Source organism: Cellulomonas sp. McL0617 (genome assembly GCF_049994875.1).
Classification (GTDB): domain Bacteria; phylum Actinomycetota; class Actinomycetes; order Actinomycetales; family Cellulomonadaceae; genus Cellulomonas.
In genome coordinates, this window is record NZ_CP188256.1 from 3,786,148 (window position 1) to 3,801,170 (window position 15,023).

Here is a 15,023-nt window from a genome sequence, read left to right on the forward strand (position 1 = left end):
ACGGTGCATGTCAGTCGGTGTCGGCGCCGCTTTCAGCAGGAAGTCGCTACAGCAGACCGGCGCTCGGGCGGCGGGCGGCCGCCAGCACGACGACGACGATCGACAGGGCGGCGACCGCGACTCCTAGACCCTGCCAGCCGCCGCCCGACGCGAGCGCGCCGGCACTCAGGGCGCCGATCACCTGGACCGTCGTGGAGGTCAGCTCGGCGATCGGCTGGACGCGGCCGCGCTCGGCCGGGCGGTACGCGGCAGTGACCATGGCGCTGCCGCCGCTGGACGCCAGGTTCCAGCCGACGCCGACGCCGAACATGGCCGCCAGGAACGCCCACGACGCCATGCTCACCGCGGCGGCCGCCCCGGCGACCGCGAGCAAGAGCGCGCCGATCATCGCGATCCGGCGCTCGCCGACGCGGCCGATCCAGCGCGCGACGACGAATCCCGGCGCGAACATGCCGACCATGTGCAGCTGGACGCTGAACGCGGCCTCGCCCTCGGAGTGGCCCATCGACATGCCTGCGATCGGCCCGGCGGTCATCATCGACGTCATCGAGACGGCCGCCAGGGCCACCGCCCCGACGCCGAGCAGCAGGCTGGGCTGCCGCCAGAGGACCCTCCGCGAGCGCACGGCGCCGTCGCTCGGCGTGGCGGCCGGCGCGGCGAGCGTGGCCAGCGATTCCGGCATGGTCGCGTTCCAGATCGCCGCCGCGCCGCCCGCGCACGCGACCAGCACGTAGGACAGCACGTACGGCGTGGCCGTGAACCCGCCGACCGCCGTGGCCAGGAAGGGTCCGATGAGCGCCGCGACCAGCCCGCCGGCCAGGACGGTGCTCACGGCGCGGGCACGTTCGGACGGGTTCGACTCGGCGGCGGCATACCGGTAGTACCCGGCGCCGGCCTGGTAGACGCCGATCAGGGCGGTGCCGAGGCAGAACAACCAGAAGCCGCGTCGCTGCACCGCGAGCGCGGAGACGAGCCCGGCCGGGACGGCGACGGACGCCGCGAACGTGAAGACCCGGCGGTAGCCGCTGCGGCCGATCCAGCGCGAGAGCGCGAACGTCGTCGACGCCGCCACGACCGGGATGAGGCTGAACGGGAGCGTCGCCAGCGCGCGGGTGGGGGCCAGGTGAGCGCCCACGATGCCCGTGAGGGTCAGGTCGACGGAGGTCCCGAGGACGAACAGAGCTTGGGCGGGGACGAGTCGGCGAGTCAGGGCGCGGGGGTCGGCCAGGGCGGTCTGGGTCACGCCGCCAGCCTGGCTGACCTGCGGGTTCGCGGGCCATCGGCAGGATTGCCAATGTGCGATAGATTCCTGCCATGTCCACGAAGGTCGCCGTCCTCGCGCTCGACGGTGTGCTGGCCATGGAGGTCGGCATGCCGTTCCAGATCCTCGGACGGCTGCCGGCGCTGGGGTACGAGCTGGTGCTCTGCGGTGCGGAGCCCGGTCCGGTAATGACCTCGGGCGGGTATCCGGTCGTCGCGTCGCACGGGCTGGAGGGTCTGGCCGACGCCGACACGATCGTCGTCCCGGCCTTCGACATCCCGGCGCGCGAGATCCCGGCGGCGGTCCTCGACGCCCTGCGCAGCGCCCACACCCGCGGCGCGCGGCTCGTGTCGATCTGCGGCGGCGCGTTCGCGCTGGCCGCGGCCGGGGTGCTCGACGGGCGGCGCGCGACGACGCACTGGCGGCTGGCGTCCACGATGGCCGCGCTCTACCCCCGGGTGGACGTCGACCCGGACGTGCTCTACGTCGACGCGGGGTCGGTGATCACGTCCGCCGGCGTCGCCGCCGGGATCGACGTCTGCCTGCACCTGCTGCGCGTCGACCACGGTGCCGCGGTGGCGAACGAGGTGGCCCGGCTCATGGTCGCGGCGCCGCACCGTGAGGGCGGCCAGGCGCAGTTCATCGAGCGGCCCGTCGCTCCCGTCACCGACACCTCGCTGGCGGCGACGCGAGCGTGGGCCCTGCGCATGCTCACCGAGCCGCTGACGGTCGCGACGCTCGCCCAGCACGCGCACCTGTCCGAGCGCACGTTCGCCCGCCAGTTCGTCGTCGAGACCGGGACGACCCCCCTGCGTTGGCTCGTCGCCGCGCGGGTGGACCGTGCCCGCGAGCTGCTGGAGACACGCGACTGGGGGTCGGACCGCGTCGCCGCCGAGTGCGGCCTGGGCACGGCCTCGAACCTGCGGGTGCACTTCCGCCGCGCGGTCGGCGTGACCCCGTCGGACTACCGCAGGTCGTTCGCGGCCTCCTGAAGCCCGATCCCCTCGGCTCCGGCTCGTGCACCTCGAGCAGGGCGCAGCGTCGCCGCCAGGCGGTCGAGCTCGTCGTCGCTCGTGTAGTAGTGCGGCGACGCGCGGACCACCTCGGTCAGCCCGCGCGCCCCGAAGTCGAGCTGGGCGGACGAGACCCGCGTGACGCTGACGTTGACACCGCGCGACGCGGCCGACGCGCGGACGTCGTCGGCGGCGCGCCCGTCCACCGTGAACGTGACGATCCCGGCCTTGCGCGCACCCTTGTCGCGGACGGTGACCCCCGGGATTCGCGCGAGCTCGGTCCGCAGACGCGCGGCCAGCGCCACCACGCGCTCCTCGATGGCCGGGAGACCGACCGACAGCGCGTAGTCGGCGGCGGCACCGAGGCCCAGGACGTCGGCCATCGAGCGCTCGTGCGTCTCGAAGCGGCGCGCGCCCGGGACCGGTGCGTAGGTGGTCGGAGACGTCCACGTGGCCGCGCCGAGCCCGAGCACCGGCGGCACGAGGCGCTCGGTGATCGCGCGCGACGCGTACAGGAACCCCGTCCCTCGCGGCGCACGCAGGAACTTGCGACCGGTCGCCGCCAGCAGGTCGCAACCCAGCGCGTCGACGTCGACGTCGAGCTGCCCGACCGACTGGCACGCGTCGAGCAGGAAGATCGCACCCGCCCGCCGCGCCAGCGCGCCCACCTCGGCGGCCGGGTTGACCACCCCGCCGCCGGTCGGCACATGCGTGAGCGCGACCAGGGCGACGTCCGCGTCCAGCGCCTTCTCGAGCGCGTCGAGGTCGACCTGCCCGTGCTCGTCGTCCTCGACCACCTCGAGCGTGGCGCCGGTGCGCTCGCAGGCCTGCAGGAGGGCGATCGCGTTGCTGATGTACTCGGTGCGGGCGGTGAGGATGCGCTGGCCGGGCTTCAGCGGGATCGACGCGAACGCGACGTCCCACGCGACGGTCGCGCTCTGCACGAGGGCGATCTCGTCGGGCCGGGCGCCGACGAGCGTGGCGACCGAGCCGTACACCGCCTCGATGCGGTCCGTGGCCTCCGCCTCGGCCTCGTACGGACCGATCTCCGCCTCCCGCCGCAGGTGCGCGACCACGGTGTCGGTCACCACCTGCGGGCGCAGCGCGCCGCCGGCGTTGTTGAGGTGGGCGACGTGCTCGACGCCCGGGGTGTCGGCACGGACCCGGGCGAGATCGATCGTCACGCCCGGAGTGTAGGCAGGAGTCGGGCAACGACCGAAGGGCCATCCGCAAGGAAGTGGCCCCAGGCCTCAGCGGCTGGACGGGCGCCAGAGGACGACGGCCGTGCGGTCGGCCGGCCCGCTCGGGCGGCGACTGCGGGTCCGGTTGACCGCGACGTCACCGGCGGGGTCGGCGGTGAACACGCGCCGACCAGGGTCGACGAACGCGCGCAGGTACTCGATCTGTCGTCGCAACCCGTCGATCTCCTGCTCGAGCTCGAGGATGCGCTTGATGCCGGCCAGGTTGACGCCGTCGTCCTGCGACAGGCGCTGAACCTCGCGCAGCGTCGCGATGTCGCGCAGCGAGTACCGCCGACCGCGGCCGCTCGCCCGGGACGGGATCACCAGGCCGAGCCGGTCGTACTGACGCAAGGTCTGCGGGTGCATCCCCGCCAGCTCGGCGGCGACCGAGATGACGTAGACCTTGGCGTCCTCGGAGGCCACGGCTACGTCCTCGCCGAGTCCAGCAGGCCGGCTCGCACGTCCTCACCCGAGGTCGCGATGCCGAACGCCTGGACGGCCTCGCGTGCGGCGCTGGAGAGGCGCTGGGGCACGACGACCGAGACCGTGACCAGCAGGTCGCCCTTGCCGGCCACGCCACGGCCCTTGACGCGCAGCACGCGACCGGAGGGTGTGCCCTCGGGCACCTTGACGCGCACGGTGGACCCGTCGAGCGTCGGCACCTCGATCGTGGCGCCGAGCGCGGCCTCGTCGAACGCGACGGGAACGGTCAGGCGCAGGTTGTCCCCGTCGAGCGAGAACACGGGGTGCGGACTGACGGCGACAGTGACGACGAGGTCACCGGCCGGCGCTCCACCGTCGCCGGGGCGACCCTTGCCGCGCAACCGGATCTTCTGACCGTCGCGCACGCCCGCGGGGATGCGCGCGTTGACCGTGCGGCCCTCGACGTTGAGCGAGACCTGCGAGCCTTCGACAGCCTGCCGGAACGGCATGGTCACGGTCGCGGCCAGGTCCGCGCCGGGCTGCGGGCCGCGCGTGAACCCGCCGGCGCCCCCGCCCCCGAACAGCCCGCCGAGCAGGTCCTCGAACCCGCCCTGGTTCGAGGAGTACCGGACCCGGCCACCGCCCGGGGCGCCGCCGCCGAACATGCCGCCGAACACGTCCTCGAAGCCGCCGTTGGCGCCGCGACCGCCCGAGGTGAACCGGGCGCCGCCCGCCATCGCCCGCAGCTGGTCGTACTGGCCGCGCTGCTCGGTGTCCGACAGCACCGCGTAGGCCTCGCCGACGTCCTTGAACCGGGCCTCCGCCTTGGCGTCGCCAGGGTTGTGGTCGGGGTGCATCTCGCGTGCGAGCTTGCGGTACGCCTTCTTGATGGTGGCCGCGTCCGCGTCCTTGGGGACGCCGAGAACCGCGTAGAAGTCCTTCTCGAGCCAGTCCTGACCAGTCACGACGCCTCCTTCCAGATGTTCCGCAGCGTCCGAGCAGACGGTGGGTCTGCTCGGACGCTACAGGGGGTTCACGCCTCCGGGTCCACCACAGCCACGCGGGCCGCGCGGAGCACCCGGTCGGCCGTGCGGTATCCCGGCTGGAGCACCAGCTGGACCGTCGGCTCGCTGACCTCGGCGGAGTGCGAGTGCATGAGCGCCTCGTGCACCGCCGGGTCGAACGGCTCGCCGGCGACGCCGTAGCGCGTCACGCCGAACCGCCCCAGCGTCGACTCGAGCTTCTCGGCGATCGACACGAACGGACCGGTGAGGTCGCCGTGCTGGCGTGCCAGCTCGATGTCGTCGAGGACCGGGATGAGGGCCTCGACCACCGCGTGCACACCCCGGTCGTGGGCGGCCAGGCCGTCGGCCTTGGACCGCTTCACGAACGAGGAGTACTGCTGCTCGAGGTTGTAGTAGGCCGCCTTGGAGCGCTGGAGCTCGTCCAGACGCTCCGCGGCGATCCGTTCGGCCTCGACCAGACCCTCCAGGACGACCTCCTCCTCCGCGTTCTCCGCGATGGACTCGGCCTCGGCGAGAACCTGCTCCTCGGGAGTCAGGTCCTCGCCGTCGCCCGACGTCACTTCGACGCCGCCTCGTCCTCGTCGTCGACGATCTCGGCGTCCACGACGTCCTCGTCATCCGCGGCCGGCGCGTCCGCCGGGGCGGACTCGTCGGACGATGCCGTGTTGTTCGCCGAGTACAGCGCCTCGCCGATCTTCTGGCTGGTGGTCAGCAGCGCCGAGTGCTTGGCCTTGACCTCGTCGATGTCGGTGCCCGCGAGCGCGGTCTTCAGCTCGCCGACGGCGGCCTGGACCTCGGTCTTGACGTCGTCGGACAGCTTGTCCGCGTTGTCGACGAGCAGCTTCTCGGTCGAGTAGACGAGACCCTCGGCGCTGTTGCGCACCTCGGCCTCCTCGCGACGCGCCTTGTCCTCGGCGGCGTGCTCCTCGGCCTCGCGCACCATGCGCTCGATGTCCTCCTTGGGGAGGGCCGAGCCGCCGGTGATGGTCATCGACTGCTCCTTGTTGGTGCCGCGGTCCTTGGCGGACACGTGCACGATGCCGTTGGCGTCGATGTCGAACGTGACCTCGATCTGCGGGACACCACGCGGAGCCGGCGCGATGCCGGTCAGCTCGAACGTGCCGAGCGGCTTGTTGTCCCGTGCGAACTCGCGCTCGCCCTGGAACACCTGGATCAGCACGGACGGCTGGTTGTCCTCGGCGGTGCTGAAGATCTCGCTCCGCTTGGTCGGGATGGCCGTGTTGCGCTCGATGAGCTTGGTCATCACGCCGCCCTTGGTCTCGATGCCGAGGCTCAGCGGGGTGACGTCGATGAGCAGGACGTCCTTGCGGTCGCCCTTCATAACGCCGGCCTGCAGAGCGGCACCGACGGCGACGACCTCGTCCGGGTTGACGCCCTTGTTGGGCTCCTTGCCGCCTGTGAGCTCGGTGACCACGTCGGTGACGGCCGGCATGCGGGTCGAGCCGCCGACGAGCACCACGTGGTCGATCTCGGAGAGCTTGATGCCCGCGTCGCGGATGACGTCGTTGAACGGCTTCTTGGTGCGGTCGAGCAGGTCCTGCGTCATCTGCTGGAACTGCGCGCGGGTCAGCTTGGTGTCCAGGTGGACCGGGCCGTTCTCGCTCATCGAGAGGTACTGCAGCGAGATGTTGGTGGTCGTCGCCGACGACAGCTCCTTCTTGGCCTGCTCGGCAGCCTCACGCAGACGCTGCACGGCGATCTTGTCCTTGGCCAGGTCGACGCCCGTGGAGTTCTTCACCTCGGCGACCAGGAAGTCGACGATGCGCTGGTCCCAGTCGTCGCCGCCGAGGCGGTTGTCGCCGGAGGTCGCACGGACCTCGATCGTCGAGAAGCCGTCGTCGTCCTTGCCCACCTCGAGCAGGGACACGTCGAACGTGCCGCCACCCAGGTCGAAGACGAGGATGAGCTCGTCCTCCTTGCCGCGCTCCAGGCCGTAGGCCAGGGCGGCCGCGGTGGGCTCGTTGATGATGCGCAGGACGTTGAGGCCCGCGATCGCGCCCGCGTCCTTCGTGGCCTGGCGCTCGGCGTCGTTGAAGTACGCCGGGACCGTGATGACGGCCTCGGTGACGGGCTCGCCCAGGTAGGCCTCCGCGTCACGCTTGAGCTTGGAGAGCACCCGCGCGCTGATCTCCTGCGCGGTGTACTTCTTGTCGTCGATGCTCGCGGACCAGTCCGTGCCCATGTGGCGCTTGACGGACGCGATCGTGCGGTCGACGTTGGTGACGGCCTGGCGCTTGGCGATCTCGCCGACCAGCACCTCACCCGTCTTGGAGAACGCGACCACCGACGGCGTCGTGCGCGACCCCTCGGCGTTGGCGATGACCGTGGGCTCGCCGCCCTCGAGGACAGCGACCACCGAGTTGGTGGTACCGAGGTCGATGCCGACTGCTCGTGCCATGTGTGTGCCTTCTTTCGTGTGCTGCGGGGTGTGTCGTTACTCGCTCTTGAGTCCGGCTCGCTCAAGTCTGCGTCGCGACGAGCGCATGCGCAAACTCGTGAGGTCCGAACTTGAGTCTGTGTGGCTCAACCTTGAGGAGCCCGGAAGCATTCCCGCGGCCCATGTACGCCCGGCAGGCGGTCATGGTCGTGCTGCTGCGGCGGGATCTCATCTGAGTGGTCGCAGTCTTGTGTGGCGCGTGGTCGCGCGGGCGTCGACGATGGTTTCGTCGACACCCATCCGCGGAGGCCAGCCGTGAACGACCCACGGGCGACGCCCGGCCGCAAGACCCTGGTGTCCGCGCATCGCGGCGGTGTCGGTCGCGCCCGCCATCTGTCGAACACGCTCGAGGGCTTGCGGTTCGCGTGCTCCACAAACGCGGCGTTCGTCGAGTTCGACGTGCAGAAGCTGCGGGACGGCGCCCTCGTGCTGTTCCACGACGACACGGTCCGTCTGCGCGGCGGCGCCCGGGTGCCGGTCGGGTCGGTGCCGCTGCAGGACCTTCAGAGGGTGGGGCCGGTCGTGCGGTACGAGGAGGCGCTGGCCCAGCTCGCCGAGCACGGCAAGGGTGCGCACGTCGACGTGAAGTTCCACAGCGACGACGGCTCGGCCGAAGTCGACCTCGCGCGGTCCGCGGTCGAGCTGCTCGGCCCGGAGCTCGTGGTCGTCACCACCGGTCACGACGCCAGCGTGGCCGCCATCCGCGCCTGGTCCCGTGAGCGGTACCCGGAGCTGCTGGTCGGGCTCACGATCGGCCGGCCGGCCGCCGGGCAGCTGCTGCGTCGGCGTCGGCGTCGCTGGCTGCTGGAGCAGGTGCGTCGGCTCCTGGCGTGCGACGCCAACCTGGCGGTGGTGCACAAGGCGGGCGCCCGGCTCGGGATGGCCCGCGAGGTCCACCTGCTCGGGCTGCCGTTGCTCGTGTGGACGGTCGACCGACCCGGCCAGCTCGCGTACTGGCTGACGCCGGGCCGGGCATGGATGGTCACGACGAACCGGCCGGACCGCGCCTCGGCGCGCTCACGGGCCGGATCGAGGACGCCCGTCGCGGACCGCTCCGAACACTGATCCCCTCCCGCTGCGCGGATGCCGAACGGTCCTCGCTCAGATCCGCTCGACGCCGTCTGCCTGGGGTCCCCGATCGCTCTGACGCACCTTGTACCGGACCCGATCGCCCTCCTGCAACGCTTCGGCGCCCCGCACGACCGACACGTGGACGAACAGGTCCACACCTCCCGCGTCCGGGGTGATGAAGCCGAACCCGCGCTCCGCGTCGTAGCGCGCGACGACGCCCTCGCCGCCGCTCACCGGGGCGACGGATGACGTCGGTCGGCCCGACCGACCGCGACCCGCCGAGGGTGCGCCTCCCGGTGCCGAGCCGCCCACGAGCCGCACATCGCTGCCCTGCGGGCCCTTCTCACCGGCAGAGACCCTGTAGGTCACGCGATCTCCTTCGGACAGCTCGGTCAGCCCCCGGGCCAGCTCGCGGACGTGGACGAAGACGTCCTCGCCGCCGGAGTCGGGCGTGACGAACCCGAAGCCTTTGCCTCCGTCGTACCAGGACACGGTGCCGTCTGCGCCGTCGGACGCCTGCCGGGCGGCCTCCGGACCGAGCGGCAGCAGGTGGTCTGCCTGCGGCCCCTTCTCCCCGTCGACGATGAGGAATGCCACCCGCTGCCCGTCCGAGATCACGCCACCCCCGACGATGGCCGAGCTGTGCACGAAGATCTCGCCGCGACCGCCGTCAGGCGTGATGAAGCCATATCCCTTGCCCGGCTCGTACCAGGCGACGGTGCCGAGGACGCCCACGGGCGCGTCGGCGGCCTGGTCGCCCGTGACCCGGACGCGGCGTGCCTGCGGGCCGCGGTCCCCCTCGCCCACCTCGAACTCGACCACCTGTCCCTCGCGGAGCTGCCTAATCCCGTCTTCGCTGATGATCTCGGACGCATGCACGTACAAGTCGTCGGCATCGGGGCCGAGATCGAGGAATCCGAACCCCCGCTCGACGTCGAACCATCGGACAGTCCCCTGGGGCACGGTTGACTCCTTGTCGAAGCTCTAGGTTGCTGTCACCCAGTGTCGCGCATCACCACACCAACCCGTCCGCTCGCAGGTCAGCGCGGTGTCCTCCGGACAGGTGCGATGCGTTCTTGCAGCGTCACGGCGTCGTATGCCGTGGCTCGCGGGCAGGATCGTGCGGTGGCGCGTCGCCCACCGCGCTGCTGTGCGTCGAGAAGACCCGCAACAACGGCGGCGCCCCCGTGTGAGCGTGACCGTGACCAGTGCTCAGCGGAGGACGTACTCGTCGTCCGTGACGTGCTCGAGCCAGGTGACGACCACGCCGTCGCCGTCCGCCTCCTGCATGGCGACGTGCGCCATGAACCGGTCCGAGGTGGCACCGTGCCAGTGCTCTTCGCCGGGCTCGATGTAGACGACGTCGCCGGGGCGGATCTCCCGGACGTCGCCGCCGCGTCGCGCGACGTAGCCGATGCCGTCGGTGACGTAGAGCGTCTGCCCCTTCGGGTGATGGTGCCAGGCGGTGCGAGCGCCCGGGGCGAAGCGCACGTGCGCGCACCCGATCGCGGTCTGCTCGTCCGGGTTGCGGATGGTGTCGACGAACACCGTCCCGGTGAACCAGTCCGTCGGGCCCGGGGCGCTCCGGCCACCGCTCGTCGTGAACTTCATGGTCCTGTTCCTCTCGTCGGTCGTGGCGGGTGCGATGCGCGAACGGTGACCGCCCTGAGGACCGCTCGCGTCGATGCTGCTCGCACGCGGTGCCTCCCGCACGGTGAGACGAGGTCGTCGGGTTCAGAGGGTCAGCAGCACCTTGATCGCTCGGCGCTGGTCCATGGCCGTGTACCCGTCGGCGGCATGCTCGATCGGGAGCGTGAGGTCGAAGACCTTGCCGGGGTCGATCGTGCGGTCCCAGATGAGCTGGATGAGCTCGGGCAGGAAGCGGCGCACGGGCGCGGGCCCGCCATGGAGGTGCACGCCGGAGAAGAACAGCTGCTCGCCCGGCAGCTGCACGTCGTGGGAGACGCCGACGTAGCCGACGTGACCGCCGGCGCGGGTGGAACCGATGGCCTGCATCATCGACTCCTGGGTGCCGACGGCCTCGATCGTGGAGTGCGCGCCGAGACCGCCGGTGAGCTCCTTGACCTTCGCGACGCCGGCATCGCCCCGCTCGGTGACGATGTCGGTCGCACCGAACTCGCGGGCCAGGGCCTGGCGGTCGGCGTGCCGGGACATCGCGATGATCCGCTCGGCACCGAGCTGCTTGGCGGCCAGGACTCCGAGCAGGCCGACGGCGCCGTCCCCGACGACCGCGACCGTCTTGCCGGGGCCGACCTCGGCGGCGACGGCGGCGAACCAGCCGGTGCCGAGCACGTCGGAGGCGGCCAGCAGCGACGGGATCAGGTCCGGGTCGGGGGTGCCGGGTGTGGCGACGAGGGTGCCGTCGGCGAGCGGGATGCGCGCATAGTCGGCCTGCGCGCCGGGCAGGGCTCCGGGCTGGCGGTGCACGCAGTGGGTCTGGTAGCCGGCCTGGCAGATCTCGCAGGTGTTGTCGGACGCGAAGAACGACCCGACCACGAAGTCGCCGACCTTGACGTCCCGCACGGCTGACCCGACCTCGTCGACGACGCCGACGTACTCGTGGCCCATCGCGCTGTGGTCGACGTGGTCGGCTCCGCGGTAGGGCCACAGGTCGGAGCCGCAGATGCAGGTCGCTGCGACCTTGATGATCGCGTCGGTCGGCTCGACGATCGTCGGCCGGGCGGTCTCGTCGACCCGGACGTCGCCCGGCGCGTACATGACGACTGCTCGCATGGTGGTGGTGCCTTCCTGTCGGTGCTCTCCTGCTGGTCCCAGGGTGAGCCGGGACGGCTGCGCGCGGGAGTCCCTGATGAGGGGTGTACCGGCGGGGCACCCCCGGAGCAGGCCCTCGCAAGGGGTGTACCGACAGGCTCTCCCAGCCCGCCCGTTCCCGGCCTAGCCTGCGAGACATGGACACCCGAGCCGAGGTACGCGAGTTCCTCATGACACGCCGCGCCCGGATCACGCCCGAGGACGCGGGCGTCGTGGGCGGGACGAACCGGCGGGTCGCCGGGCTGCGGCGCAGCGAGGTCGCGACCCTGGCCGGGGTGAGCGTCGAGTACTACGCCAAGCTCGAGCGCGGCGCGATCGCCGGCGCATCGGCGTCCGTCCTCGAGTCGATCTCGCGCGCGTTGCAGCTCGACGAGACCGAGCGTGCGCACCTGCTCGATCTCGCGCGAGCGGCCGACGGCGTCCCGACCAGCGGCCGGCCCCGGCGTCGCACCGCCGCGACGTCGGCCTCGCGACCCAGCCTGCAGTGGGCGCTGGCCGCGATGACCGACGCGGTCGCGTTCGTGCGGGACCCGCGGCAGAACCTGCTCGCCACGAACGACCTCGGCCGCGCCTTCTACTCCCCCGTGATCGGCGACGGCGGACGAACCCCCAACCTCGCACGGTTCCAGTTCCTCGACCCCGCCGCGCGCGACTTCTATCCCGACTGGGACCTGTTCGCGCAGATGTGCGTCGGCATCATGCGCGCCGAGGCCGGCCGCGACCCGCACGACAAGGCCCTGCAGGACCTCGTCGGCGAGCTGTCGACCCGCAGCGAGACGTTCCGCCGCCTCTGGGGCGCCCACGACGTACGCACGCACGGCGCCGGCACCAAGCGGTTCCACCACCCGGTCGTCGGTGAGCTCACGCTCGCCTACGAGGAGCTCGCCGTCACCGCCGCGCCCGGCCAGGTTCTCCTGGTGTACACGGCGGAACCGGGCTCGCCCTCGGCCGACCGGCTGCGCCTGCTCGCCTCGTGGGCCGCCGACCCGGCCGCCGCTGAGCAGAGGAACGGCTGATGGAGCTGGCGGACCTCCTCACCCACGTGGCCGCCGGGAGCGTGATCGAGGGCGGTTCGGCCGAGATGGCGTTCCTTCACGACGCGGCGCAGGACGCGTTGCGGGTCGGGGCCGAGCTCAACAGCGGTTACCGCACACCGGACGAGGTGCGCTCCCTGCTGTCCCGGCTGACCGGACGGGCGGTCGACGAGTCGGTCACCCTGTTCCCGCCGTTCCACTGCGAGTTCGGCAAGAACCTGACCATCGGCCGGGACGTCTTCATCAACATGGGCTGCCGCTTCCAGGACACCGGTGGCCTCACCATCGGCGACGGCACCCTCGTCGGGCACGGCACGACGATCGCGACGCTGAACCACGCGGTCGACCCCGACCGGCGTGCGGACCTGATCCCCGCGCCCGTCGTCATCGGGCGCAAGGTCTGGCTCGGCGCGGCCGTCACGATCGTGCCGGGGGTGACGATCGGCGACGGAGCGATCGTCGGTGCGGGCGCCGTCGTCACCAAGGACGTGCCAGCCGACACGATCGTCGCCGGCGTCCCGGCCCGCGCGATCCGCACTACCGGGTTCGGCACGCCCAGCGCCTAGCGGCGAGGCGACGTCGGGCGCTCCGGACGTGGCTGCTCCCTACCGCCAATGCGGTACCGGGCAGCCGAACCTCTGCCGTCAGGACATCAGCCAGCCGAGATGATGCCCGATGTCGTCGCGGGTCCACGCAGGAGAGAAGTCGACCCGGCGCACGGCGCGCGGCCTATGTCGCTTGCGACGGCGTCTCCTCACCTGTAGGCGGCGCGAGTCCGACGAGCTTGAAGAGGAATCGATCGGCTTGCTCGGGGAATGGCGGCCAGGGCAGGTCGGGCTCATTGATCCGCAGAGACAGCATGCCGGTCACGGCGGTCCGGAGATCGAGCGCCACGGTGGCGGCGTCCCCTGGCGAAGCAACCCCAGCGTCCATGCAACGCTGCACCGCAGCCGCGGTGCGCGTGAACAGGACCCGCTTGAAGGGCATCCCGACCTTGCTCTCGTGCATCACCTTGTGGATGCCGGGATGCTCCTGCACCCATCCCGCCTGCGCCAGGATCCGTGCGCGCAAGCCGAGGGCGGGGTCGTGGTGTGCGGCCTCGGCTTCGTCTGCAGCCTGGAGCATCTGCGCATGGCAGCGCTGCATGGTCGCCGCGACCAGCGCGTCACGATCGGGGAAGTAGAGGTAGACAGAGCTCGGGGATATCGACACTGCCCGCGCGACAGCGCGCATCGACAAGGCCTCGTCGTCTGCCAGGTCACCGAGCATCTTCACGGCGGCCGAGATGATCTCATCGCGCAGCCGCTCGCCCTGCCCGCGCGCGTTGGGGCGGCGAGGGCCTGTAGAGAGCCCCACGGAGGTGGTGTCGTCCGTCACGCGGTCATTCTAGATTCGCCTTGCGCGCTGGCCGCCAGTGACGGTACACATGTTCATGCAAGGACGGTTGTCCACCTGTCAAGGAGATCGCCATGCCGCTCCCGCTCCACCAGGCTCAGACAGTCATCACGGGCGCACACGATCGGGCCGCCCAGCTTGGCGTCACGGTCACGGTCGCGGTCGTCGACGAGGGCGGACACCTACAAGCCCTGGGCCGGATGGACGGTGCAGCGCCGCTCTCAGCCCAGATCGCCGAGGCCAAGGCGGCCAGCGTCGCCCTCTTCCGGCGTGAGGGTTCCGCTCTGCGGCAGATGCAGGAGGCCTCGCCCGCGTTCTTCGCCCAGCTGGAGCGGGCCGTGCGAGTGCCCATCCTGGTAGGCGCCGGCGCGGCGCTCATCCTCCGGGGAGACACTGTCGTCGGCGCGCTGGCGGTCAGCGGGGGAATGATGCCGGGGGAAGACGACCAGTGCGCAGAAGCTGGGCTGACGGTTCTTTCTTCCTCATGAGTGGAGCGCCGCCGCGTCACGTGCAAAGCGCCCCGCCTCCGGACGATCGACGCTGACGAGCACCAACAGATCCGACACCGGCCCTCACGCGGTGCCGGGACGGGGACCGCGACGACGTCTGGGCGCGAGCTCGTCCGGCTCGGTCAGCAGGTTCGCGGGTCGCGGAATGCCTGGTCCTCGTCCTGTCCGCTGGTCGCGGGCTGACGACGACGCGAGACCGTCTACCGTTCGCCGCGCGACGGTTCGCCGACCTCGCCATCGACGCGTTCCGCGCTCGTACGGACGCTGCCGCCTGAGCGCCTCCACCGAAGGTCAGGAGACGGCGCGCTCCCGTCACTCGGACGAGGAACCGCTGAGCCAGCCCGCGGCGTCGTGGCGCGTCGGCGCTCGGATGCCCAGGTCGACGAGCGCTTCCTCCAGGCGTTCGAGCTGGTCGACGCCGATCCGCTGCGCCCACCGGTCGCGCAGGTCGTCGAACACCTGCTCCCCGGTCCGCAGCAGCGCGAGGCCCCGGTCGGTCACGGTGAAGACCCGACGGCGGCCGTCCCGTTCGTCGGACCCGGCGGCGACATAGCCCTCCGCCTGGAGGAAGGTGATCGTCTTGGTCACGGCCTGCTTCGAGATGCCCAGCTCCCGTGCGAGCTCGGCCGTCGTGCCGGCGCCGCCGAGGATCGAGCGCAGGGCGAAGTCGTGGATCGGCCTGATCTTCGCGTAGCCGTGCTCGGCCAGCTCGACGCTCCCTGCCTCGGCGAGCGCACGAAATCCCCCGAGCAGCAGCAGGGCGAGGTCAGCTCCGGAACGGGACACGCTCCCATGGTAAG

General features: G+C 71.7%; 16 protein-coding genes. 5 read left to right on the forward strand and 11 right to left on the reverse strand.

The genetic code is table 11. The features are described 5' to 3' along the window. Window positions 1-46 precede the first annotated feature (46 nt). Entirely contained in the window at window positions 47-1,243 is a 1,197-nt protein-coding gene (locus ACPPVS_RS17335) for an MFS transporter (RefSeq protein ID WP_426593467.1), read from the reverse strand. Window positions 1,244-1,314: 71 nt separating this feature from the next. Here ACPPVS_RS17335 and ACPPVS_RS17340 point away from each other — a divergent pair, with 71 nt between their 5' ends. Further along, a complete protein-coding gene (locus ACPPVS_RS17340) occupies window positions 1,315-2,253 on the forward strand; it encodes a DJ-1/PfpI family protein (protein WP_426593468.1) in 939 nt (312 codons plus the stop codon). Here ACPPVS_RS17340 and ACPPVS_RS17345 read toward each other — a convergent pair. The 5 genes from ACPPVS_RS17345 to dnaK all read right to left on the reverse strand — a co-directional run bounded on the left by ACPPVS_RS17345 (window position 2,226) and on the right by dnaK (window position 7,382). Next, entirely contained in the window at window positions 2,226-3,458 is a 1,233-nt protein-coding gene (locus tag ACPPVS_RS17345) for an aminotransferase class V-fold PLP-dependent enzyme (RefSeq protein ID WP_426593469.1), read from the reverse strand. The two genes, ACPPVS_RS17340 and ACPPVS_RS17345, sit on opposite strands and share 28 nt — an antisense overlap. 66 nt (window positions 3,459-3,524) lie before the next feature. Then, on the reverse strand, window positions 3,525-3,938 hold the full coding sequence (locus tag ACPPVS_RS17350; RefSeq protein ID WP_426593470.1) for a heat shock protein transcriptional repressor HspR: 414 nt from the start codon (window positions 3,936-3,938) through the stop codon (window positions 3,525-3,527). 2 nt (window positions 3,939-3,940) lie between these two features. Then, window positions 3,941-4,903, reverse strand: coding sequence for a DnaJ C-terminal domain-containing protein (locus tag ACPPVS_RS17355; protein WP_426593471.1), 963 nt, complete (start codon window positions 4,901-4,903; stop codon window positions 3,941-3,943). A 68-nt stretch (window positions 4,904-4,971) separates the two neighbouring features. Next, window positions 4,972-5,523, reverse strand: a complete 552-nt coding sequence (grpE, locus tag ACPPVS_RS17360) for a nucleotide exchange factor GrpE (protein ID WP_426593472.1) — start codon at window positions 5,521-5,523, stop codon at window positions 4,972-4,974. Continuing rightward, window positions 5,520-7,382 carry a molecular chaperone DnaK gene (dnaK, locus tag ACPPVS_RS17365; protein WP_426593473.1) on the reverse strand — a complete coding sequence of 621 codons (1,863 nt, stop codon included), beginning with the start codon at window positions 7,380-7,382 and terminating at the stop codon, window positions 5,520-5,522. The genes grpE and dnaK overlap by 4 nt, the downstream gene beginning before the upstream one ends. Before the next feature lie 294 nt (window positions 7,383-7,676). Here dnaK and ACPPVS_RS17370 point away from each other — a divergent pair, with 294 nt between their 5' ends. Then, window positions 7,677-8,486 carry a glycerophosphodiester phosphodiesterase gene (locus tag ACPPVS_RS17370; RefSeq protein ID WP_426593474.1) on the forward strand — a complete coding sequence of 270 codons (810 nt, stop codon included), beginning with the start codon at window positions 7,677-7,679 and terminating at the stop codon, window positions 8,484-8,486. 36 nt (window positions 8,487-8,522) lie between these two features. Here the strand turns inward: ACPPVS_RS17370 and ACPPVS_RS17375 are convergent, their stop codons facing one another. From ACPPVS_RS17375 to ACPPVS_RS17385, 3 genes are all read right to left on the reverse strand, one after another. Then, entirely contained in the window at window positions 8,523-9,455 is a 933-nt protein-coding gene (locus ACPPVS_RS17375) for a cold-shock protein (RefSeq protein ID WP_426593475.1), read from the reverse strand. 249 nt (window positions 9,456-9,704) lie between these two features. Beyond that, window positions 9,705-10,103, reverse strand: a complete 399-nt coding sequence (locus ACPPVS_RS17380) for a (R)-mandelonitrile lyase (RefSeq protein ID WP_426593476.1) — start codon at window positions 10,101-10,103, stop codon at window positions 9,705-9,707. A gap of 123 nt (window positions 10,104-10,226) precedes the next feature. Then, window positions 10,227-11,246, reverse strand: coding sequence for a zinc-dependent alcohol dehydrogenase family protein (locus tag ACPPVS_RS17385; protein WP_426593477.1), 1,020 nt, complete (start codon window positions 11,244-11,246; stop codon window positions 10,227-10,229). A 176-nt stretch (window positions 11,247-11,422) separates the two neighbouring features. Between ACPPVS_RS17385 and ACPPVS_RS17390 the strand changes: the two genes are divergently transcribed. Together ACPPVS_RS17390 and ACPPVS_RS17395 are read left to right on the forward strand one after the other, a co-directional pair. Further along, window positions 11,423-12,301: a helix-turn-helix transcriptional regulator gene (locus ACPPVS_RS17390; RefSeq protein WP_426593478.1), complete on the forward strand. Its 879-nt coding sequence runs from the start codon at window positions 11,423-11,425 to the stop codon at window positions 12,299-12,301. Continuing rightward, window positions 12,301-12,885 carry a sugar O-acetyltransferase gene (locus tag ACPPVS_RS17395; RefSeq protein WP_426593479.1) on the forward strand — a complete coding sequence of 195 codons (585 nt, stop codon included), beginning with the start codon at window positions 12,301-12,303 and terminating at the stop codon, window positions 12,883-12,885. Before ACPPVS_RS17390 ends, ACPPVS_RS17395 begins: the two co-directional genes overlap by 1 nt. A 163-nt stretch (window positions 12,886-13,048) precedes the next feature. Here ACPPVS_RS17395 and ACPPVS_RS17400 read toward each other — a convergent pair whose 3' ends face one another. Continuing rightward, entirely contained in the window at window positions 13,049-13,696 is a 648-nt protein-coding gene (locus ACPPVS_RS17400; protein WP_426593480.1) for a TetR/AcrR family transcriptional regulator, read from the reverse strand. Window positions 13,697-13,788: 92 nt separating this feature from the next. Here ACPPVS_RS17400 and ACPPVS_RS17405 point away from each other — a divergent pair, with 92 nt between their 5' ends. Further along, window positions 13,789-14,202 (forward strand): GlcG/HbpS family heme-binding protein, encoded by a 414-nt coding sequence (locus ACPPVS_RS17405; RefSeq protein WP_426593482.1) that lies wholly within the window; start codon window positions 13,789-13,791, stop codon window positions 14,200-14,202. Window positions 14,203-14,535: 333 nt separating this feature from the next. Here ACPPVS_RS17405 and ACPPVS_RS17410 read toward each other — a convergent pair whose 3' ends face one another. Further along, the gene (locus tag ACPPVS_RS17410; RefSeq protein ID WP_426593483.1) at window positions 14,536-15,009 is read right to left on the reverse strand and encodes a MarR family winged helix-turn-helix transcriptional regulator; all 474 of its coding nucleotides are present in this window, start codon (window positions 15,007-15,009) and stop codon (window positions 14,536-14,538) included. Between the last annotated feature and the right edge of the window lie 14 nt (window positions 15,010-15,023).

Bases quoted from the DNA above. Each gene is read 5' to 3' on its own strand.
- ACPPVS_RS17340 (WP_426593468.1), top strand. From the start codon at position 1,315: ATGTCCACGAAGGTCGCCGTCCTCGCGCTCGACGGTGTGCTGGCCATG.
- dnaK (WP_426593473.1), bottom strand. From the start codon at position 7,382: ATGGCACGAGCAGTCGGCATCGACCTCGGTACCACCAACTCGGTGGTC.
- ACPPVS_RS17380 (WP_426593476.1), bottom strand. From the start codon at position 10,103: ATGAAGTTCACGACGAGCGGTGGCCGGAGCGCCCCGGGCCCGACGGAC.
- ACPPVS_RS17385 (WP_426593477.1), bottom strand. From the start codon at position 11,246: ATGCGAGCAGTCGTCATGTACGCGCCGGGCGACGTCCGGGTCGACGAG.
- ACPPVS_RS17390 (WP_426593478.1), top strand. From the start codon at position 11,423: ATGGACACCCGAGCCGAGGTACGCGAGTTCCTCATGACACGCCGCGCC.
- ACPPVS_RS17395 (WP_426593479.1), top strand. From the start codon at position 12,301: ATGGAGCTGGCGGACCTCCTCACCCACGTGGCCGCCGGGAGCGTGATC.
- ACPPVS_RS17405 (WP_426593482.1), top strand. From the start codon at position 13,789: ATGCCGCTCCCGCTCCACCAGGCTCAGACAGTCATCACGGGCGCACAC.